General features: G+C 62.0%; 16 protein-coding genes. 11 read left to right on the top strand and 5 right to left on the bottom strand.

What is annotated here, in order from left to right; translation table 11 throughout:
- Positions 1–43: 43 nt before the first annotated feature.
- The 5 genes from G3446_RS14150 to G3446_RS28080 all read right to left on the bottom strand — a co-directional run bounded on the left by G3446_RS14150 (position 44) and on the right by G3446_RS28080 (position 8,878).
- Positions 44–1,867, bottom strand: coding sequence for a type 1 periplasmic-binding domain-containing protein (locus G3446_RS14150; RefSeq protein ID WP_164453480.1), 1,824 nt, complete (start codon positions 1,865–1,867; stop codon positions 44–46).
- Between the two features lie 90 nt (positions 1,868–1,957).
- The gene (locus tag G3446_RS14155; RefSeq protein WP_164453481.1) at positions 1,958–3,760 is read right to left on the bottom strand and encodes a hypothetical protein; all 1,803 of its coding nucleotides are present in this window, start codon (positions 3,758–3,760) and stop codon (positions 1,958–1,960) included.
- 360 nt (positions 3,761–4,120) lie between these two features.
- Positions 4,121–6,541 carry a penicillin-binding protein 1A gene (locus G3446_RS14160; protein WP_164453482.1) on the bottom strand — a complete coding sequence of 807 codons (2,421 nt, stop codon included), beginning with the start codon at positions 6,539–6,541 and terminating at the stop codon, positions 4,121–4,123.
- Positions 6,538–7,770, bottom strand: coding sequence for a glycosyltransferase family 87 protein (locus G3446_RS14165; protein WP_164453483.1), 1,233 nt, complete (start codon positions 7,768–7,770; stop codon positions 6,538–6,540). Before G3446_RS14165 ends, G3446_RS14160 begins: the two co-directional genes overlap by 4 nt.
- Positions 7,771–7,867: 97 nt before the next feature.
- Entirely contained in the window at positions 7,868–8,878 is a 1,011-nt protein-coding gene (locus G3446_RS28080; protein WP_164453484.1) for a lytic transglycosylase domain-containing protein, read from the bottom strand.
- A 1,143-nt stretch (positions 8,879–10,021) separates the two neighbouring features.
- Between G3446_RS28080 and G3446_RS14175 the strand changes: the two genes are divergently transcribed.
- From G3446_RS14175 to G3446_RS14225, 11 genes are all read left to right on the top strand, one after another.
- The gene (locus G3446_RS14175; RefSeq protein ID WP_164453485.1) at positions 10,022–10,240 is read left to right on the top strand and encodes a hypothetical protein; all 219 of its coding nucleotides are present in this window, start codon (positions 10,022–10,024) and stop codon (positions 10,238–10,240) included.
- Between the two features lie 705 nt (positions 10,241–10,945).
- Entirely contained in the window at positions 10,946–11,494 is a 549-nt protein-coding gene (locus tag G3446_RS14180) for an A24 family peptidase (protein ID WP_164453486.1), read from the top strand.
- 174 nt (positions 11,495–11,668) lie between these two features.
- On the top strand, positions 11,669–12,970 hold the full coding sequence (locus tag G3446_RS14185; RefSeq protein WP_164453487.1) for a P-loop NTPase family protein: 1,302 nt from the start codon (positions 11,669–11,671) through the stop codon (positions 12,968–12,970).
- Positions 12,967–13,806, top strand: a complete 840-nt coding sequence (cpaB, locus tag G3446_RS14190) for a Flp pilus assembly protein CpaB (RefSeq protein ID WP_164453488.1) — start codon at positions 12,967–12,969, stop codon at positions 13,804–13,806. The genes G3446_RS14185 and cpaB overlap by 4 nt, the downstream gene beginning before the upstream one ends.
- A 251-nt stretch (positions 13,807–14,057) precedes the next feature.
- A complete protein-coding gene (locus G3446_RS14195) occupies positions 14,058–15,506 on the top strand; it encodes a type II and III secretion system protein family protein (protein WP_280818828.1) in 1,449 nt (482 codons plus the stop codon).
- 14 nt (positions 15,507–15,520) lie between these two features.
- Positions 15,521–15,799: a hypothetical protein gene (locus G3446_RS14200; RefSeq protein WP_164453490.1), complete on the top strand. Its 279-nt coding sequence runs from the start codon at positions 15,521–15,523 to the stop codon at positions 15,797–15,799.
- 395 nt (positions 15,800–16,194) lie between these two features.
- Positions 16,195–17,385, top strand: a complete 1,191-nt coding sequence (locus G3446_RS14205; protein WP_164453491.1) for a CpaE/TadZ family protein — start codon at positions 16,195–16,197, stop codon at positions 17,383–17,385.
- Between the two features lie 15 nt (positions 17,386–17,400).
- A complete protein-coding gene (locus G3446_RS14210) occupies positions 17,401–18,786 on the top strand; it encodes a TadA family conjugal transfer-associated ATPase (RefSeq protein WP_164453492.1) in 1,386 nt (461 codons plus the stop codon).
- A gap of 15 nt (positions 18,787–18,801) precedes the next feature.
- The gene (locus G3446_RS14215) at positions 18,802–19,773 is read left to right on the top strand and encodes a type II secretion system F family protein (protein WP_164453493.1); all 972 of its coding nucleotides are present in this window, start codon (positions 18,802–18,804) and stop codon (positions 19,771–19,773) included.
- A 12-nt stretch (positions 19,774–19,785) separates the two neighbouring features.
- Positions 19,786–20,778: a type II secretion system F family protein gene (locus tag G3446_RS14220; protein WP_164453494.1), complete on the top strand. Its 993-nt coding sequence runs from the start codon at positions 19,786–19,788 to the stop codon at positions 20,776–20,778.
- Between the two features lie 34 nt (positions 20,779–20,812).
- Positions 20,813–21,763: a tetratricopeptide repeat protein gene (locus G3446_RS14225; RefSeq protein WP_164453495.1), complete on the top strand. Its 951-nt coding sequence runs from the start codon at positions 20,813–20,815 to the stop codon at positions 21,761–21,763.
- The last annotated feature ends 116 nt before the right edge of the window (positions 21,764–21,879 follow it).

Raw genomic sequence — 21,879 nt, forward strand, 5'->3', positions numbered from 1 at the left:
TGGCGCATTCAATGTTCTCGGCATCGTCGCAACTCTTTGCTACTTATGGGCGGAGACAGGAGATCGCCTCGCAATCGGGGGGCGCCGAGTCTGCGATCCCCGTTACTGAATCACACCCCGCTTGTGCGAGCTGCGCTCGCAGCGTCATGGGTGTTTGTGCTCCTGTGTGCTGTGGCTCGGGCATCTGGCGCAATCCGAAACGTGCAACGGAAGGATAGTCGATGAGTACCCAACGTGAGTCGGCGCAGACTGCCTCGAGAGATTCGCGCTGGATGCGTTGCGCGACAAGAATCCTCGGATGATTTCGCAAGAACGGATCATTACGGACAAGGTCTACCCCGAACCAGATATCACTGGCGTCGATGACTACGATGTCTTCCGAGCGGCCTTGAATGGCGCGGTCGGCCGTGGCGAAGGGTCGGACGAAGGTCTCGGTCTGCCAAGCACGCAGAGGGACGGCGACGAGCAAGGTGGCTAGCGCGAGGACGGCTCCGGCGTTCTTGAAGGAAATTCGGTCACGATCAGGCATTGTGTCTCGCAGACGCAGCCAGCCCCAGGCGCCGATCAATGCCAAGGAGCCAAGGTGCACATGGAGATAACGGTAGCCCCAGCCGTGCCCCTGTAACGGCATGAGTATGACATGCGCGAGGACTGTTAAGACGAGGCTCCAGGAGAGCATTCGGATGAGATGGGGCGCACGTCCCAGCCCGAGCCACCCGACGACAGCGAGCAATACTGTCAAGGGATTCTGCCAGGCAACGAAGCGAGCTAGATTGAAAAGGATAGCGATTGTTTCTCCGGCATTGGGGCCGTCAGCCAGTGTGAAGACTTGGCGAAACAGGCTTGAGCCACTGGCGGATACGGTGTTCAAAGTGTCTGATAAGCCGAAGGAATCGCCCTGGGCTAAGAAGGTCGCGAGATCTCGCCAGTAGATCCAGAGTAACAGCACCGCCGCGTACCAGGCGGCATAGCCAGCCGCGAGCCTCCAGCGTTTCTGCCAGAGTAGCGACGTCATGAAGGGTGCGATGAAAAGGGGGTGGACGTAGATCTGGTGAAGCCCACACGCGAGCAGACCGACCAGGCCAGCGAGAAGGTGCTTGTTACGGGTGTCGGCGAGAAAGAGCCATAACCAGAGCAAGTTGAGGAAGAGGTGTCCGGTCATGGCGTAGGGCGTCATGGCCGTGATGAGAAGCTGCGGGGAGGTGGCGACGAATAGAGCTGTAAAGCCGGGTGCAGTCGACTCCTGCGGCCAGGTGCGGCGCGCGATGGCTGCGGTCAGGGCGACCGAGCCGCCGGCGAGGAGCGCGTTCGACCAGGGTCCGAGGTGAGCTAGATCGAAGAGGGCGTAGATACCGGCCGACAACGGACGATAAGCCGGACTCCAGAATCCGTTGACGAAATCGTAGTACATGAAGATCGGTTGGAGTGCGCGAGCCAGGGTGCTCCATCCCTCTGGAATCGGCGCGATGAGGTGGCCGGCAAGGAAGACTTTCGCTTGCCAGACGAGGAGGAACTCATCGAGCGAGAGGGCAAATCGGTGATAGACCCAGTCGACACCGATCGCTGCGATGAGGGACACCGCGATCGCGAGCAGCGTCACCGGATGCTGGCGTGCTGTGGCCCATGATCGGAACTTGTCCAGCCGTTCGACCAAGCGCCCAACGCGGAGTAAGGGAGTAAGCGCAAGACCAAGCGAGCCGGCAATGATCAGCCATGCCGGGTCCTGCTCGATGACCAGCCACAGATTGACGAGTCCCGGATACTTCAGAAGGGTGTTTTCCGGGACCTGCGCAGCGATGAAGAGGATGAAGGCCGCACAGATCAAGAGGGCTAGAGAAAAGTTGGCGCTCAACCGTTGCCATTTCATGATTCAGTGTTCGTTTGGTCAATTGTCGGACTGCACCGACCGTTTCGCGAACGAAAGAGCCCTAGCGCGTGGCACGCTGCTAGAGCGATCCTACCGACCTTGCGAGTGCTGCAAGCGCGCGATATTGATGCGGTAGAAACGAGTCCTGTCTTCCGCGTTCGGCAGGCGGATCTCGGTCAACCAGGGCGCCACATCGCCGGACTCCAGCCGATCGTAGAAAGTAGGTAGGCTTGAATCTGCTCCAGCAGTCTCAAATCGCGACTTACCGCCGCAGATATAGACGAGATCGACTCCCAAAGACGCGGCTGTTCGGCGGGCTTGCGCTTCGTCACCGCTGAAGATCTCGCGAATCGCTTTCAGCCCTACTGAATTCCGGTGGTAAGGCGCAGCGATCACCTGATGCGGCGTGAACAGCAGCAGGGCTGGGCCAATGTTGACGTGACTGGCGATGAGTAGGGGTGTGGACTCACTGAATGGTGGACTGTTGAGCAGCTGCACCGCGCTGGCTAGATCGCAGCGATGCGGACCTTCGTCGGCAGTTTGGTCCGTCATCGCCGCTACCGCGAGGAAGGACACGAACGGAAGGGCGGGTACGGCGAGTAGGGCAGCGAGCCTGAGGAAAAAACGGTCCACCAAATAGCGAATCGATTGCGCCCGTTTCCAGACTTGAGCTAACCACCAGCAGACGGCGATTCCTGAGTAGGCGTTGGCTAGTGATCCCATGCGGATCTGCCAGAAGAGCATGGCACTGCTGCCCAAGATGAGGGTGAGTAGGCTGAGCCAGAGAAGGTGTTTGTCCGGATCCCCGCGCGATATCCGCGACAGTGCTATTCCCAAAGCGATGACGGGTAGTGCGGAGACAAATGCCGCCCGGGCGGGCGCGTTGCTGATCACCCAAGCTAGCGGCCTCGATTCGCTGATCAGACTCACGAGCCTGACGGTTTCGGGCGACAGCGGCCCGTATGGTCCTGCCAAGCAATTCGGATAAACGGTAAGGAGCAAAGCGACTAGGGCTGCGCCGATCAGCCCGGCGCAGGAGAGGCGGGGCAGTATGCCGTGGAACGCAAGTCGTCGATCCAGGGTGGCGAGGCTGACTGAAAAGATGAGGAGCGCCAATGCCAGGCCTAGGCTGACAAGCGAGAAGGTGTCGCAGTCCCGAGAGGCCCAGTTGGACGGCGGAATCGCCAACGGATACAGAAGGAATGAGGTCAGGGTCACTGCACCTGCGTAAATCAGCAGATTGCGGGCGGCCTTCTGGTGGCCAACGAGCCAATGCAGCGAAAGCGCAGCGCTAACGAAGAACACGATGGGTACGGCTTCCGTCCCCACCCAAAGTCCCATTGCCCCGGCGGCGCCGGCTGCAGCCAGGACTCTGTCGGCTATCCGCCCATTGGCTGCGCGTAGCACCGCGCCCGCGCCGATCATGGCAAAGATGAGATGCCAGCCATGGTGGTCGACAGCGCCAGGCTGGAAGCTGAGCTGGGGCAAGAACAAGGTGATGCAGACAAGTCCTGCGACTGGCAGTCGACGTCGCTCGATCAGCGGTGCGGCCGCCCAGACGAAGGCGGCGAAAAAGAGCAAGCCCAAGACTGGCGGGACGACCAATGTCGCCAATCGGACGGCTTCCTCGCGCCCGACGAGCGGCTCCGCGACCACGAGTACGGCGAGGAGCGGCAAATCGGGTAGGCGCGACCAATGCATTACCACACCATCAGGCGGGGCTAGGCGCCGCTGCGTCAGGTCGTACCAGCCGGCGCCGTCCCTCAAATCCAGCACCTGCACCATACGCATGGCGTCATCCGTGCTGAGGAACGCGAACGGGTCCTCGGCCTGCTTTCGATAGCCATGTGCCAGAGAGATTGCGGCAAACAGGAGCGCAATCAGGGTCAGCATCAGCCAAGGTAGCCGGCGGCCTTCCGTGCTGGGTGTCATTTCAGCTGTCCCTATTCATGTTGCCATTGAGTATCGATGTTTGGAGAGCGGAAATGGATCTGTGCGCGATCGACCGCATGTGGCGGCGGTCATCGTTTCGGCCAGTCGTCTTTCGAGGGTGGGCCAGCGCAGCGCGGGCCACCAACATCGGCGCGGGATTCGGTGGACTTCGCTCTGGCTCGTCCACCCTACCGGTCAAGTGTCAATTTAGCTGTCCGGCTCATGCCTTTGCTCCGTAACAAGACTTGATAGATGAAAACGATTGGTGTGCGAGCTGCCGAGAGAAGCTCGAACCATCACGCTCAATGGCGATCAGGCGGCTCAATAGACTTCCTCGATGATGGATGGCGTCAAGCTGCCCGGCGACTGGCTGTCATCGATCAATGAGCCATGGACGATCGTCTGGCTCTGCAAGGATGCGAGGTCTTCTTGTCGTACCCATTCGAGGATCCCAGTCCTGTCGTTGCCAGAGACAAGGGTCCCGTTTCTTGGGTCGATGGAGACCCTGACCATGCCATCAGGCACGGATGGCTGCGCTTCTGGAATGCCTGAGAGTGCCGGTCCCATGAAGGCGCTCCAGAGCTGCAGCGCGGATTGGCCGCCGGTCTCGCCACGGCCGAGTGGGGCAGGGGTGTCGAACCCCATCCAGGCGACGGCGGTGAGCGTGGCCTGATAGCCGCAGAACCAGGCATCGCGAACCTCGTTCGTGGTTCCGGTCTTGCCAGCCAAGTCGGCTCGGCCGAGCGCCCTGGCACGGCGACCTGTACCTGCAGCGATCACGTCTTGGAGCATGGAGTGCATCTGGTAGGCGACGGGAGGGTCAAGGATCCGTGGGGCGGCCGGGGGGCTCGCGGTATCGGGTAGCGGGCGCTGGAAAAGGTCCTTGCTGAGCCAGCAATCGCTGCATGCTCGAGGGTGCGCCTTTGGAAACAGCCTGGTGCCATCGAGGTTCTCGATTCGCCTGATCAGGTGGGGCTTTACGCGGAACCCACCATTGGCAAAGACGGCGTAGGCGCCAGCCATTCGCAGCGGGGAGGTCGAGCCCGCGCCCAGCGCCAGTGACAGGCCTGCAGGCAGCTCGGATCGCGCGAATCCCATGCGGCTCGCCAAGGCCCGGGTCTCTTCGATCCCGACGCGACCGAGCAGGTCGATCGTCGCCAAATTGCGAGATTTCACCAACGCCGGACGCAGACGGATCGGCCCCAATGCGCGATGGTCGAAATTGCTCGGCCTCCAAGCCCTATTCTCGGCGGGGATCGCTGCGCGCGAGTCCCGGACGAGACTGGCGGGTGTCCAGCCCTGCGTCAGCGCGGTGGCGTAGATGAAGGGCTTGAAAGCGGAGCCTGTCTGCCGGCGTCCATCTGCTGCACGATTGAATTGGCTTGTCCCAAAGTCGTAGCCGCCCGCGAGCGCGAGAATGGCGCCATTCCTGGGGTCCAGGGCGACGAGCGCGGCTTCCGCGGCCGGCTTCTGCGCTAGCTCCCAGCTATCGTCCGGACCGCGACGCAGCCGCACCAGATCGCCCACGCTGAGCACTTGATCGACCCGGCGCGGCGTCGGGCCGCGACGATCCGCGCTGCGGTAGCGCCCTGCCCAGCGCATGCCGCCGAGCCCGAGGGTCGCATGTCGACCGTCGGAGAGGGCGAGCCCTGCGCTTTGGGTGTCCGCCTTCAGGACCAATGCCGCCTCCAGCCCAGGGACCTGTGTCATGGTGGACAGTGCCTCTTCGCGAGCTGCCGCGTCATTCATGTTTCCCTGCTCGAGATGACCTTCCGGGCCGCGATAGCCATGGCGGCGGTCATAGGCGAGCAAAGCCTCTCTCACGGCCTTCTGCGCGAGATGCTGCAGCTTGCTGTCGATGGTCGTGATGACTCGATAGCCGTCTTGGTAGGCCGCATCGCCGAAGCGATCGAAAACCATGCGGCGCGCCATCTCCGTCGGATGACCGGCCTCCAGCTCCGGAGTCGAGCTGTGCAAACGCGCCGTGTTGGGCGTCTTGATGGCGGCTTGGTAGTCAGTCCGGTCGATGAAGCCCAGCTCCGACATCCGCGATAGCACATGATTGCGGCGCGCCAAGGCGCGGTGCGCGCTGGTCACGGGGTTGGCGGTGGAGGGGGCCTTCGGGATTCCGGCCAGTGTCGCCGCCTCCGCCAAACTGAGCTCCGCGAGGGGCTTGCCGTAGTAGACCTCTGCCGCGGCCGCGACCCCATAAGCACGGTGGCCGAAGAAGATGCGGTTCAGATAGAGGTTGAGGATCTCTTCCTTGCTGAAGTTCTGCTCCAGATGGACGGCCAGCAGCATTTCGGCAAGCTTCCGTTCTAAGGTCTTTTCGGGTCCCAGCAACAGATTGCGAGCAAGCTGCATGCTGATGGTGCTCCCGCCCTCGCGCGGCTCTCCCGATCTCAAATAGCGCCAGGCCGCGCGGGCGAGTCCGCGCGTGTCGATCCCCTGGTGCTCGAAGAAGCGGCTGTCTTCGGCGGCGAGAAAGGCCTGGATGAGCTGTTGCGGAATATCCGCGATCTCGACGGAGCTGCGCCGCTGGATGCCGAGCTCCCCCATGAGCATGCCGTCTGCGGAAAAGATCCGCAGCGGCTCGCCAAGGCTGATGTCGCGGGTGGGATCCATCCGAGCGAGCCAGCTCAGGCCAGCCGCGACGAAGATGATGGCGCAGAGGCCCGATAGAGCCGCGAGCAGGAGTAGAAGTCGCAGCACCCGCTGCAGCAGTTTGGTGCGAGCCTTCATCGCGTGCCCCGGGAGCGCCTAGAGCCGAAGCGGGCCTCTGTCGACCGGGCGTCAGTCGGTGAGGACATTGTTTCGTTTGCTGCTCGGTGCGCCTGAGCCCAAAGGATCGCGATGAGTGCGGGGGCGAAGAATGGGAAGGCGGCGGGCTCGCGGAGCACGAAGGCGACGGCGCAGTAGAGCCAGATTGCGGCAAGGAGTGCCATGTCGCGGCTGCAATTCGGGCGCAGCTGCCGCATCAGGAAGAAGACGGCGATTCCCAGATCGTAAAAGAGCGTCTGCGGGGAAAGCAGCAGGATGAGCGACGGGACGAGGACGAGCTGCCGCGGATCGCGACGGACGAGGAATGCGGTCGTCAGCAGTAGAAGGGTCGATAGCACATAGGCCCAGGCTAGCCCACTGGCACCGTCACCAGTGAGCTGCTCTGAGAGCCAGTAGATCAGTCCGGCCAGCGTGATCATGTTGTGGTCGTTGATGGCGAAATTGAATCCGCCGAAGGCGGTGGCCGCCTCGGCCCAGACGAACGGCCAGGCAGCGCCGAGCACCGGGATGCCCAGCAGATAGAGCGCCAGCGCGGTCACTCCCCAGGCCCGCAGCTCGCCCCGTTGCCCTCGCGCAAGCAGATACAGGAAGAGCGGTACGCCGAACTGGGGCTTATAGAGCAACAGGGCTGCGCCCATGCCGGTCATCCAATGTCGGCCGCTTCGCCGGCCGTGCTCGCTCAGCGCGAGAAACAGGATGGAGAGCGCCGTGTTCTGCGCCCCGAAGAGCGAGATTTCGAGGGGAGCGAGGGTCAGGAGATAGAGGAGCGCGAAGGAGGTCTGCTGGCGAAAGAAAGGCGCGAAAGGCCGCATCAGCAGCATGGCTGCCACAACTGCGGCGAAAAGCAGTGCAGTGCTGAGTGCCTTGGCGGTCAGTGGCGGGAGCGCGGCGAGGGGCGAGATGAGCAGTGCGAAGAACGGCGGGTAGGCGAAGGCATAGAAGTCGCCGTTGAATTCCGGCCAATGAAGATTCTCGATTTCTCGCTGCAGGGCATGGTCGTAGAGCGCAGCGCCTTGTCCGCTCCAGACGATCTCGGCCGCTGCATAGAAGGCCGGGAAATCCCCGCGGAGCCAAGAAGACCCTGTTCGCTCCCCCACCGCTAGAAAGGCCGATAGACCAATAACGAGCCCGAGCCCCAAGGCCCAAGTGAGACGTCGGATGCTTATGTCCGTCAGCTGAGTCGGTGACATCCTGGCCCTCAATGTTCCGGCTCTAGCTGGGGTGAGCTGGGGGATGCACAACATTCTCGGATTGCTGGAGCCGGCGCAGGAGGCCCAAAGATCGAGACTAGCCCGATGTATCAGGCCCAAAGAAGCGGCGCTCCCAGCCGGGGCTGGGTCCGCTTGGGCGATGCTGCGCAGTGCCAGCTGTCACGCCCGTCGGCACGGCTCCCAGCTCGGCTTCGGAGATGCCGAGTGCGCGGGCGACGCGGCGAACGTAGTTGCGCGTCTCTTTGTAAGGGGGGACGCCGCCGTGCTTGCGCACGGCGTTCTCGCCGGCGTTGTAGCCCGCGAGGGCGAGGCGCAGATCCCCGTCGAAGTGATCGAGCAGCCAGCGCAGATAGGCCATGCCGCCGCGGAGGTTCTGGCGCGGATCCCATGGGTCCGCGACACCGAAGCGTTTGGCTGTCGCCGGGATGAGCTGCATCAGTCCTTGCGCCTGCTTCGGCGACTTCGCCTTTGCGTTGAAGTTCGATTCGACTTGAATGACCGCCAGCACGAGCGCCGGATTCAGGCGATAGGTGGGAGCGATTTCGTGGACCAGCCGCTCGACATCGCGGCGGGCTGGGCTTCTTGGGCCCTTGACGGCTGGCAACGGTTTGGATTGGCTGGCGATCAGCGTCTTCGTGGCCGATGGAGAAGCCCGTGGGACCTTGCGGTCGATCATCGCTGGACTCAGCACGCATGCCGGCTCGACCGCGACGTCGACTTGGGTCAGGTCCCACTGCGAGAGCAGGCGCGCGGCGGAGGAAGACCCGGCGACGGACGCTTGCGTGAGCCAGCCAGCCGCGAGCACTTCGTCCGTCTTCCCTGTCAGCGTGCGCGAGTAGATCTCGCCCAGCCGATAACTTGCTTCTGTGCTGCCAAGGCGCGCCGCCGCACAGTAAAGCTCAATGGCGCGGTCGATCTCTTGCGGCGCAAGTACGCCGTGCAGGTAGCGCTTTCCCCACTCGAGCAAAATGTCTGCATCCTCGGTCAGCAGGAGCTGTTGGAAGAGGGGCTGAGCGGCGGAGGCGGCAAATGTGGTGATGAGCAGCGCAGACGCAAAGAGAACCGCAAGGCCGCGGGAAAGAGCCAAGAAAGGGCTAGATCGCGTTTGCACGACTTGGAGCTCCCTCACAATACAAGATCCCTTACCTTTGCAGCGCGTGCTCAAGCAGCTTTAGCGAGGCTCCATCGAATTCGGCGACCGGCCTTGATCGTCAGTTGGACCGGTAGGGTGGACGAGCGAGAGCGAAGTCCACCGAATCCCAGGCCGGCATTGGTGGACTGCGCTGAGCTTGTCCACCCTACTGCGGGACGCCGGGCCAATCGATGATCGACGCTCGGCGACCCAGCGCCTCTACTATGAGGGGCGCCTCTCCGTGTCGCCGCCGTCGATCGCGATTGAAGTCCGGGAGCCAGCGAGCCGAGTCTAGCAATGGTTGAGCTAAACTCAAGAGCGTATGTGCCGTCGCGAGGAACGATGTTACAACTAAAGCGTGCATTCCCGTTATGTGACAGAGACGGAATTTTCGTCCCGTGGCCTTCGATAGGCTGCTGATGTTCGCGGCCTTGATCGTCAGTTGGACCGGTAGGGCGGACGAGCGAGAGCGAAGTCCACCGAATCCCGCGCCGGCGTTGGTGGACTGCGCTGAGCTTGTCCACCCTGCAGCGGGAGGCCTGGCCAATCGATGATCGGCGCCATGTTTGCTGAATTTTTCGGGAGCTCGGAGGCTTTACGATGGCTATGACAGTCCGTGATCTGCTTAGGAAGTGTTGGCAGGAGGACCGAGGCAGTGAGATCGTCTCGTTCCCTTTCGTTGCTGCGATAGTGGCGATTGCAGCCCTACTTGCTTGGGGGACTTTACGCGAGCAGCCGTCGGGCACCCTGCAAGCGATCGGGGACGCAATGGAAGCGGCTGGCAACCAGCTGTAGTAGGTAGTCTGAAAGGATCAGGTCTCCGCCCGAGAGCGAAGTCCACCGAATCCCGCGCCAGCGTTGGCGATCGGCGCGCGACGTGTCCCATTGCCTGGCTTCGAGGCTACCTTTGGTAGCCGTCGGTGTCTTTACACCCGACGTTAAATTTCTGTTTTTCTTGTCTATTTTTGCGCATGAGTACTTTTACTGAATTGCGTGGCGGCGGGGCCTGATGTCTACTCTGTGTGCGGGTCGTTGGGGCGGGCGAGGGACCTGCGGGACAGTTAACTGAATTTCGTGTTGTTTGGAGGACTACTCGAGATGAAAATTCTTAGCGTTTTGAAGAAGTTTTGGCGGGACGATGAGGGAAATGAGGTTGTTTCTTGGCCACTGATCGCAGCGCTTGTGGCGATCGCCGCCCTCCTTGCATGGGGCGTTTTGACTGACCAAGTAAGTGGTACGCTTGACGACATCGGCGGTGCGATTGAAAGCGCAGGGGACGAGGTTGCCGATGCGAGCGGCAACGCCTTCTCTAATTAGGAATGGGTTCTAGTCTGAATGGCATGCTTTGGTGTCGTGAACGTCGCTTGACGGTCGGGTCGCACCCTTTTTAGGTCAGAAGTGTCCGGCTCGACTTTGGCAATTGTTGGGACTCTCGCGGTGAGCTAAGTGCTTGGAATTCAGCGAAGGCGGAAACTTAGAGGCGGTCAAGGCACACAAACGCGGAAATTTGACCCCTCGGTAAATCTCTGGCGCTTCGTAGCACTATGATCCTAAAAAGGGCTGCTGGTGAGAGAATACGGTCAAAGTCGAGTCTGGGCCTGCGGATATTCTTACGTGGCCGCAGGTCGGGAAACCGGGCCAATTGATCTTCGACGCGGCTATTTCGTTGTGCTTAACGAAATGCGGCAAATTCCCTCGCGCGCTGAGCTCGATGTTTCAGCTGGCGTAAGCGGTGCGCATCAGGCATCCGCTTGATGCAGGATAACGAAGGCCTTGTTCATCGACTTACAGAGAGTAAGATCTTGAGAGTACAGGAGCCGTTGGGCGCTTTGACCCGAATAGATCTGGCCGGCGGCGATGCTTAGGCTCAGACGCCGCGTATCTGCCGCGCCAACGACGGACTATCAGAGTACATCCGGGGCATGCTGCGGATGACCGCTGAACCCTTAGTCTAACTGGAGTGTTGGGTCAAATCGATCAACTCCGCCTTATAGTATTCTGTGTGCGCGGCCTCTTCTTAGGATGATTGAGTCTCTGCAGCCTTATCCGGCTTCACTTTTTTGGGCTCAGTTGACAGTTCTCTTGATTGCAGCGTGGAGTGATTTCCGAACCCTTCGGATCCCGAATGCGATCGTGATCATCGTGGCGTTTTTCGGGTTCGTCGCGCAGCTCGGGGTGGGCGGTGCGTGGGGGCTGATGATGGGGCTAGCGGGGCTTGGTTTGGCATTCGGCATCCTTTTTCCGGTATACCTGGTCGGCCACTTGGGCGCCGGCGACGTCAAATTGTTCGCAGCCGTATCCGTCATGCTTGGCCCTACGGCGGTTCCCGGTGCATTGCTCGTGACAGTGATCGCCGCGGGTGCGGTGGCCCTGTTGATCATGCTGGATGCTGGCTTGCGCCGAGGGGCCGTTTGGCCTTGGGGGCGTTACCGCCGTATGGTGAGCGCGTTTTCTTCAACACGCCGTTTTCAATACTTCCCCCCGGAGCCCGGCGAGGTGCTGCGTGAGCAGTTGCCCATGGCGGTGCCAATTGCGATTTCGACGGCGATCCTCTTCTTGTGGTCACGCTAAGGCTTGTTCGATTAGAGGCGCAATGCGACGATTTCTGCGCTTGAGGGGTGTCTTCGTGGACTCGAGGTGTTGGCTTCTTTGACTCCCGTAGGCCGACGACTGTCATCTAAGGATTGATAAGTTGGAGCGAATTCTTTGAAGGTCGGCGAAGTTCCAACGGATGCATCCCTAGAGATGCTCGCAGAGATTGCTCCGCGTCCTGCCGTTCTCCCTGAGACAGGTCTCTCGGAAGCCTTCCTCGCCGATCTCGTCTCGAAACACCTCGCCCAGTCTGGAACGCTGGATCTGAGCATGCTCGCCAGCCGGATGGGCATGAGTGGGGGGCTGATCGAGGAGATACTGGGTTTTCTGCGCAGATCCGGACGGGTCGAGGTGGCAGGCGCCGTGGCGGGAAGCGTCTTTCTGCGCTTCAGCCTCACCGAGCGCGGCAGGCTCGCGGCCGAGAATGCCTTGCTGCGGGACGGCTATGTCGGTCCTGCGCCAGTGCTGTTGGAAGACTACGCACGCATCGTCCGATTCCAGTCCGGGGCGCGGCGTCGGCTGTTCCGCGATACGGTGCGCGCGGCATTCGCGGATACCGTCATTAGCAGCGATCTCTTGGACCGACTGGGTCCTGGCGTCAACTCGGGACGACCCCTGTTCGTCTATGGCCCCGCTGGGACCGGCAAGAGCTTCATTGCGCGGCGCCTCAACCGGCTGCTCGGCCCACCCATCTTAGTTCCCCATGCGATCGCGGTCGGTGAGAGCACCATTCGCTGTCTCGATCCGGGCGTGCATGAGATCGTCGAGCGCGGTGAGCCAGCTTCGGCGATGCTCAGCGAAGGCTTTGATGGGCGCTATGCCCTGTGCAGGCGACCCACCGTCATTGCCGGCGGCGAGCTGACGATCGATATGCTCGACCTCAATTATGAGGAATCGACGCGACTCTATCGTGCCCCCCTTCAACTGCGCGCCAACAATGGCCTGCTGTTGCTCGACGACTTAGGGCGTCAGCGGGTGTCGCCCGCGGCGCTCTTCAACCGTTGGATCATCCCGCTCGAAGAGCGCGTCGATCATCTCACCCTCAAGGGTGGGCAGCATTTCACCGTACCGTTCGACCAGGTGCTGGTATTCTCGACCAACCTAGACCCGCTCAGTTTGGCGGACGACGCCTTTCTCCGGCGGCTCGGCTACAAGATCGCATTCGTACCGAGCACGCGCAAAGAATACGAGGCGATTTTTCGCCAGGAGTGCGAGAAAAGCTCGGTTCCCTGGAATGCCGATTTGGTGAGTTTCCTGATCGCAGAGCTGTATGGGCCAAGAGGGGTACCTCTGCTGCCCTGCCATCCACGCGATCTGCTTGGATTGGCGCTAGACTTCAGCCGCTATCAGGGATCTCAGGCCATTGATGAGACGGCCTTGCGCTGGGCCTGGGAGAACTATTTCGTGACCCCAAGCGCGGCGGTTGGAGACCGCACTCAAGGAGACTCGGAATGAATCTGCGTGGCATCCTGGTTCTATTGGTCTCGGTCGGGCTCGCCTGGCTTGCGATGGTTGCCGCCAACCGCTGGATGGAGGGGCGGCTGGCCAGCGCCAAGGTCGAGGTGGTGGACGTGGTGGCCGCGGCCGCCGATATTCCCTTTGGCACTCAGATCGATGCCACCCTGATCAAGATGGTCGGGCTGCCGGCGGCTGCCTTGCCTGAAAAGGTCTTTCGAGATCCTCAGCAGGTCATTGGCCGTGTCGCGGCTACTACTCTTTTCAAAGGCGAGCCGCTCATCGAGGGGCGCGTGGTCGAGCATCTGGGCGGTAGTGCATTGGCTGCTGTTGTCCCTGAGGGCAAGCGTGCGATCACCGTCCGGGTCAATGATGTCATTGGCGTTGCGGGATTCATGCTCCCGGGCAACCGGGTGGATCTGATCTCGATCAAGGGGGGCTCGGGCGGGGCCAGGACGGAAACCATGCTCCGCAATCTCAAGGTGCTGGCCGTCGATCAGACCGCCTCCCAGGATAAGAACGACCCGGTGCTGGTGCGGGCGGTGACCCTGCAAGTGGATCCCAACCAGGCTGAAGAGATCGCGGAAGCGACGAATGAGGGAAAGGTCCAGTTCACCCTGCGCAACCCCATGGAGGATAACCGCGAAGCGCCGCCGACTGTCGCCGAAACCGAACAGGAAGAATCCGTTCAGCCACCACCCGCACCTCCAGCCGTTGCGTCGAATCAGGCGAAAGCACCTTACGAGCCAGAGACCGTGCTCGTCATTCGACGACTGCACAAGCAGCGCGAGTTCACCGGACTTGATTTCGCGCGGGACGCGGAGCTGCGTCGCTGAGCACAGCGGAGTGCCGTTGCAGTCGGCCAAGCCTTAAGAGCTGGGCTATCTTTCTGCCAGGGCCTTTTCCGGCGAGACGCCGGTTGCGGTAGCGGCCATCGCGGCATCGCCAGAGTTTCCGAAGGAGTTAGGACGAGCCAATCATGAAACAAGGGCATCACAAACAGCGTACCGAGAGGCAAAGGACGAAGCGCTGCCGCTCTCTCGGTAGCCTGCGGGGAATCACCTTATTCGCATGCATTGGCCTGATGATGGCGGTGCTGCTTCCGTCCACTCCGTACTCGGCTCGCGCCGCGAATCGCGTGACGCCGGTCGCCGATACTTCCGACCGCGATTTGGTCACAGTGGCGTTGAGCCAGTCGCGTGTGGTCAAACTGACCTCCAACTTGCCCAAGATCGAGCAAGTCTCGGTCGCCGATCAAGACATTGCGGACATCATCGTCATCGATCCGGGCGGCGGCGGGAAGAGTGCCCAGATCTACGTTGTCGGCAAGGATCTGGGCGTTACCAACATGATTCTTTGGGGGGCGGACAGCAAGCTGATCGGTCGGCCGATCGTCCTGGAAGTGACGCCCGACCTGGCGCTGCTCAAGAGCCGCCTCTATGAAGTGATGCCCGGAGAGCAGGTCGCGGTGCGCTCGGCGCAGGGCAGTCTGGTGCTGAGCGGCACCGTTTCGAGTCCCGAAAAGGCCGCCGCCGCGCAGCAACTGGCCAGCAGCTTCAGCAATGGCGCGGCCGTGCTCAATCTGCTGCAGGTCGGCGGCTCGCAGCAGGTGATGCTTGAGGTCAGGGTTGCGGAGATCACCCGGAGCCTGGTCAAGCGGCTCGACATCAACTTCACCGGCTTATTCGGCGGCGACCAAGCGATTCGGATCGGAACGGGCGGTACTGGTACCACCATCCCAGTGGACGACAACTGGTCGGTAGGCATTCCTGCTTTCAGCTCTCAGGACCGCGCGCTCTTCTTGAATTCCTTGGGCAGCGATTACCTGCTGAGTGTCGTGATCGATGCCGCCAAGAACAACGGACTCGCCAAGATCTTGGCAGAGCCGAACCTGACCACATTGAGCGGCCAAGAGGCCAATTTTCTCGCTGGTGGCGAATTTCCGATTCCCGTCCCCCAAGACAACGGCAATACCACCATCGAATACAAGGACTATGGAGTGGGTTTGCAGTTCATCCCCGTCGTACTGGACTCGGGGCTGATCAGCGTGAAAGTCAACGTCACGGTCTCCGAGCTGACTTCGGAGAACGCCGTCACGGTTGGCACTGGTACCAGTGCGAGCTTCTTCGTTCCCGCATTGACCAAGCGAAGCGCCAATGCGACGGTCGAGGTGACGACGGGAGAGACCATCGCCATCGCCGGCCTCATTAGCGAGCGGCTGCGCGAGAACGTCGATAAGTTTCCCGGACTCGGCGACGTCCCCGTCCTGGGAACGCTGTTCCGCAGTCAAGAGTTCGTCAAGGGACAGACGGAGCTTATGATCTTCGTCACGCCGCGACTCGCGCGATCTTACAGTCCTGATTACGTCCGTCTGCCCACCGACGATTTCGTCGAGCCCGACGACTTGGAGTTCTATCTCATGGGGCGGCTCGAGTCCTGCAAGGACCGCAGCCAGCGCACCGCGTTCACCTGCACGGGTGGCGGGATGAGTCCCGACACCAGCGGCAGTGAAGGTTACTTCGGTCACGATCTCTGAAACGGGGGAAGGCTATGATCGCCAAAGGTGGCCGCAGCTTGATGACGCCTTTCTTTCTCTGTTGTTCTGCTACCCTGCTCATGGTTGGCTGTGCCACGGATGGAGGGGAGGGATATTCACCCCAGTTCGGCGAGTCCGTTCGTCAGAGCCTCTCTATGCAAACCGCTGACCCTGCCAGCAATGCGCCGGGACTGAGTGGTGTGAAGGCGATGACGGCCTTGCAGGCCTATCGGCGCGATGTCGGTGATTTCAATGCAGTGGATGACACGCTCAGCATCAACGTCGGTAACTGAGGTCGAGCGTTCTTCTGAGTCGCCAGCGCCGGGAGCATCCGCCACTGGAACGGGACGGCTGAAAGGCGCCACCGGCCTTGATCGGCAGTCGGACTCTTTAGGGTGGACGAGCGATCGCCAAGTCCACTGAATCCCGTGCCGGCGTTGGTGGACTGAGCTGCGAGACTGTGAAGAAATTCTGCGTAGGTTGGGCTGAGGTACGAAGCTCAACATGGCGGTCGGCCTAAGGCGCTGATTGTTCGGCCTCCTGCGTCGGCCCAACCTACGGCAAGATGCGGTCTTCGCGGTGCGCCCGGAATACTTTCACAGTCTCTGCGCTTGTCCACCCTCCAGCGGGAAGCCGGACTGATCTGTGATCGACGCCGCCCCACCCATGAATGGATTGTTGGATCGATATGCGTCACCCATTAAAAATCTTGCTCGCCGGACGCCCAAATTTAGCCTTCTCTGAGCTCGAGGCCCTGCTATCCAATCAGCGTCAGTTCCTGGTGACCGCCCGCGCCATCGGTAACGGCGAAGACAAGTCCATCTCGGAGCTTGAGAGCGCGTTCAATGCCGTGGTGCTTGTGCTCGACAAGGACTGGCGCGGCATGCTCAGTGCCTGCTTCCCGAAGGAGACGCCGTCGGGCAAACCTCTGCTGGTGGTTGGACCTCCGGGCGATACGGAGCTGTTGCGGATGGCCATGCGGCTGGGGGGGCGGGACTTCTTCACCCTTCCACCGACAGGCGACGAGCTGATTCCGGCGTTGGATCGGCTCGCGACGGAAGAGCATGACCGCCACGGCGGACTCTCGGCGCGCGTAACCACCTTCATGAACGGCAAGGGCGGCAGCGGCGCGAGCATTTGCGCCGCCAATTATGCCCACATCCTCGCGGAGCGTCGGGACCGCCGTGTCGTACTGCTCGACTTCGAGATGCAGTTCGGCAGCCTCTGCACCTATTTCAACCTCCAATCGCGCAGCGGTCTGGTCCGCGCGCTGGAGATGGTCGATTCGCTCGATGAGTCGGCCCTGCAAGGCTATACCCAGAAGCACCCCAGCGGTCTCTATCTGCTCTCGGCCGCGGCCGAGGGTCTCGTCCTTCCCGATGACATCCACGAAGAGCGCGTTGCCAAGTTGTTCGGGGTGCTCGACGAGGCCTTCGAGGACCTGGTCATCGACCTGCCAAGGCGCATCGATCAGGCAAGCGCTGCCGTGCTCGACCGCTCCGACCGCGTCATGTTGGTGGTGCAGCAGACCGTCGCCCACTTGCAAGAGATCAAGCGGCTCGTGGGTGTCCTCGACGGTGTGCTGGGGATCACGCCGGATCGGCTTCTGGTGATCGTCAACCGCTATCAGAAACGTGGCGAATTGACCCTCAAGGACTTCAGTGGCGCTCTTCCAGGGGTGCGGGTCGAGGGGCTTCCGAACGACTACGCCAATGTTTCCCAGAGCATCAATCTAGGTATACCGCTGCTCCAGCACGCACCGCGCTCGCCGTTCTGCAAATCTCTGTTAGCGCTCGAGGAGTCGTTCGCGCAAGTCGACAAGCCCGGCTCAACGCCGCCCCGACGCGGGCCGCTCGCTTGGCTGCCGCGCGCTCACTAACCAGGTACTTGACCCATGGATCCGACTCAAGCCCGCTCCCCGCTTTTTTCCGAACGCAGCAGCAACGAGCTTGGACAAGACAATCCGCTGCACCGGCGCGGACTCGGCGGGCGTCTTGGCGCTGGCCTGTCCCTGAACGAGCAAGAAGTCAAGCAAGACCTCCTGCAGCGGGTCGTGAAGATGATGGATCTCTCGCTGCTGGCCAGCATGGAGGAGAAGGAGGCGCGCAGCCAGATCCAGGACGTCTGCGAGCGTCTGATGACGCAGCAGTCCCTGCCGTTCAATGCGCTGACGCGGCAGCGGATCGTCAAGGAGATCGAGAGCGAGATCCTGGGTCTCGGTCCGCTCGAGGGTCTGCTCGCCGATCACGGCATTTCCGACATCCTGGTGAACGGACCCGACCAGATCTATGTCGAGCGCAACGGCAGGCTCGAGCTCTCCAGCGCCCGTTTCGATAGCGAGCGCCACCTCATGACCATCATCGACCGCGTCGTCTCGCGCGTCGGGCGGCGCATCGACGAGTCCTCGCCCATGGTCGATGCGCGGCTCCAGGACGGCTCCCGCGTCAATGCCATCATCCCGCCGCTGGCCCTCAACGGGCCTGTGATGTCCATCCGCCGTTTTCCCGCCGAGCGCTTGACCGTTCAGCGCCTCGTCGAGCTTGGCGCATTGACGCCGACCATCACGACCCTGCTCAGGACGATCGTCAAGGGACGCCTCAACGTGCTGATCTCCGGCGGCACGGGAACCGGTAAGACCACCCTGCTCAACGCCTTGTCCGGCTTCATCCCGCCGGAAGAGCGCGTGATCACCATCGAGGACTCCGCCGAGCTGCAGCTGCAGCAGCCGCACGTCATTCGTCTGGAGACACGCCCGCCCAACATCGAAGGCCGCGGCGAGGTGAGCCAGCGCGAGCTGGTCCGGAACAGCCTGCGTATGCGCCCGGACCGGATCGTGGTCGGCGAGGTGCGCGGCGCCGAGGCGCTGGACATGCTGCAGGCGATGAACACCGGCCACGACGGCTCCCTCACCACCATTCACGCCAATTCGCCCCGCGATGGTCTGACCAGAATCGAAAGCATGGTCGCCATGTCTGGCGTCAACCTGCCGAGCCGCTCGGTCCGCGCTCAGATCGCCTCGGCGCTCGACGTCGTCGTGCAGCTCGAGCGCCAGGAAGACGGACGCCGCCGCATCGTCAGCGTCCAAGAGCTCGATGGCATGGAAGGGGACATCATCACCATGTCCGAGATCTTCCGCTTCGAGCGCGAGGGCGTCGACCGCGACGGCAGCGTCCGCGGCCATTTCATGGCGACCGGCGTGGTGCCCAAGTTCTTCGATCAGCTGAACCGGCGCGGTCTGGACTTGGAAGTCAGCGTCTTCGACCCAGGCTACACCAAATAGCGCAGGGAGCTTTTCATGTCTGACCAGGATATCTTCCTGCTGATGGTGTTCATCGTCGGCCTGCTGCTCAGCCAGTCCTTCGTGCGACCCCTGATGGGCAGCAGCAGCCAGTCGCGTAAGCGCCTGCGTGAGCGGATCAGGAACCTCTCGACCGACACGCGCGCGGAGCGCCATGTGTCGCTGGTGCGCGAGCGGTACATCAAGAATCTGTCGCCACTCGAGCTGCGGTTGCTGGAGCTGCCGGGGATGGACCGCTTGCAGACGCTGCTCGACCAAGCCGGCTCGGAGCAGTATCCGCATCGCCTGGTGATGGTCTGCCTGGCTTTCCTGGTGGCCGGTGGTGCGCTTGCCGTCTACTTGTTCGGCTGGGGGCTGGCTGCTCCCGTCTTTGCGCTAATCGCCGGCAGCTCGCCGCTGTTTTGGATGCAGCGCAAGCGCGCCAAGCGGCTCAACCGCTTCGAGGAGCAGTTCGGCGATGCGCTGACCATCATGGCCCGCGCCATGCGCGCCGGTCTGCCCTTCACGGAAGCGCTGAAACTGGTCTCACAGGAGATGAAGGAGCCCGCCGGCAAGGAGTTCGGCATCGTCTTCACCGAGATCAACTATGGTGGCGACGCCCGCAGCGCCATGCTAGGTCTGCTCGAGCGGGTACCCAGCGTGATGGTTATGGCCATGGTGACCTCGGTCATGATTCAGCGCGAAACTGGGGGCAATCTCGCGGAGCTGCTGGACAAGCTGGCGGAGATGATGCGCACGCGCTTCCGCTTTCAGCGCAGCCTGCGCACGCTCACCGCCGAGGGACGGCTCGCGGCCTGGATTCTCTCCCTCCTGCCGTTCTTCATGGTCGGGGCGCTGACGCTCATCAATCCCGAGTTCATCCCCATGCTCACCGAAGATCCGGAGGGCCGCCGGTTCGTGGCCTACGCCTTCGTTCTTCTCGTGATCGGGGTGATCTGGCTGCGCGCCGTCACCAAGGTCGATGTCTGAGCGAGACTGGTGATGTTCGACTGGCTGCTGAATCTCCCCGTGCTGCAAGAGCTCTTCGGAACTGACCCCGCAGGGCTGCAGACCTTCTACTCCGTGCTCATCGGCGTGGCCGTCTTCATTCTGGCGCTTGCGCTCTACTTCGTCGCCAGTGGTACCTGGAATCCGCTGCGCAGGCGGGTCGAATCCGTCAAGCAAGTGCCTGGAATGCCCGCGCCCAAGGAATCCAGCCCTGGCTTGATTGCGGCCCTTGGCGGCATCTTCATGCCCCGAAGCGCCTCCAAGCGCGGCTCCACGCAAGAGATCCTGCGCTACGCCGGCTACAACGAGGATGGCACCATCCGGGTGTTCTACGGGCTCAAGCTCCTCGCGACCTTGCTCGTCCCGACAGTCCTTTTCGCCACCCTCAAGCTCACGGGCCGCACCATGGCGCTGGAGGACCTGCTGCTTTACCTGCTGCTCGCCGGTCTCCTGGGCTACCTGATTCCCGACCTGATCCTGCGTAGGCGCGCCCAGCGCCGGCAGGATCGCTTGCGCAAGGGGCTGCCGGATGCCATGGACCTGCTGGTCGTCTGCTCCGAGGCTGGCCTAGGGCTGAGCGCCGGAATCCAGCGTGTCTCGAGCGAGATCACCATTACACACCCGGACCTCGCCGAGGAGCTGTCGCTCTTCTCCATGCAGACGCGGGCGGGCATGGACAACCGCGCGGCCCTCCGGGATCTCGAAGAGCGCACCGGGCTGGAGGACATCCAAACCCTGGTCGCCATGCTGCTGCAGAGCATGCGCTTCGGCACCAGCATCGCCGAGACCCTGCGGATCTACGCCGACGAGCTGCGCGACAAGCGCCTCCAGCGAGCCCAGGAGAAGGCGGCACGGGTCGGCACCCTCATGATCTTCCCGCTGGTGCTCTGCATCATGCCGAGCTTCCTGCTCGTGGTGCTCGGTCCGGCGATCTTGGGCGCCATCCGTGCGTTTAAGGCAAGTGTGCTCGGTGACTTCGGAAACTAGCACTCAATCTTCAACCGCTCAGTGAGGACCACCAATGCGGCGACGGTCACCGAATTCCTTCCGCTGGCTGCTGGCCCTGGCCCTTCCGGTTGGTCTCTTGCTCAGCGGCTGCGCGTCGCTCGGCGGCGACAAGGCCGACGGGCCTTCCGAGGGGCTCTACGACGTGCTCTACGAGGGCAAGTCCAAGGTCGCCTTCGGTACCGAGCTGCCTTCCGGGTCGGCGGCGGAGGCGATGCGGCGTGGCGACATCGCCGCCCTCGACGGCGACTTGGACAAGGCGCTGTTCCACTACATCCACGTCCTGGAGCTGGATGAGGGCAGCGCGGAGGCACTGGAGAAGATCGGGCGCATTCATGCCGTGCGCGGCAAGGCGGCACTCGCCGAAATGGGGTATCGCTGGTCATTGCAGATCGATCCTAACCGCCCGCAGGCGCTGGCCGGTCTCGGGGTCCTACTCCTCAAGCAGCGCAAGTACGAGGAGGCCAAACAGAATCTGGCGAAGGCCGTGAGCCTGGAGCCCGGACTGGCCGAGGCTCACAACGCGCTCGGCGTCATCGCGGACCTGGACCGCGACTTCGCCAGTGCCCAAGCCCACTACGAGAAGGCCCTCGCCGCGACACCAAGGGTCGCGTCCCTGCACAACAATCTCGGGTATTCGCGCTATCTCGAGGGCAACTGGAAGCAGGCCATTGCCGCTTATCGGAAAGCTCTGCTGCTCGATCCCCGCTATGAGCGCGCCTGGCGCAATCTTGCCCTGGTCTATGCCCGCCAGAAACGATACGAGCAGGCCGTCGAGGCGCTTTCAAAAGTCGAAGAGCTTCCTAAGGCCTATAATGACATAGGCTATATTGCCATGATGGAGGGTAGATTGGACACGGCGCGTCGCTATTTCGCCGAGGCCAAGCGGCTTTCTCCCCAGTTCTACGCCTTGGCCGATGAGAACGAGCGTCGGGTTGCGATTTTGCAGGGGCATGCGGGGCCGTGATGACGTGGGTGTGATGCTTGCCGAGTTGCTGCGTCGCTACCGAGTATCTTGCTTCAAAGACTGCTAGCCACATCATGTGGCATCTTTAGGGATGATCAGCCTTTCTGAGGCACAAT

The organism is Thiorhodococcus minor, from assembly GCF_010820565.1.
GTDB classification, from domain to species: domain Bacteria; phylum Pseudomonadota; class Gammaproteobacteria; order Chromatiales; family Chromatiaceae; genus Thiorhodococcus; species Thiorhodococcus minor.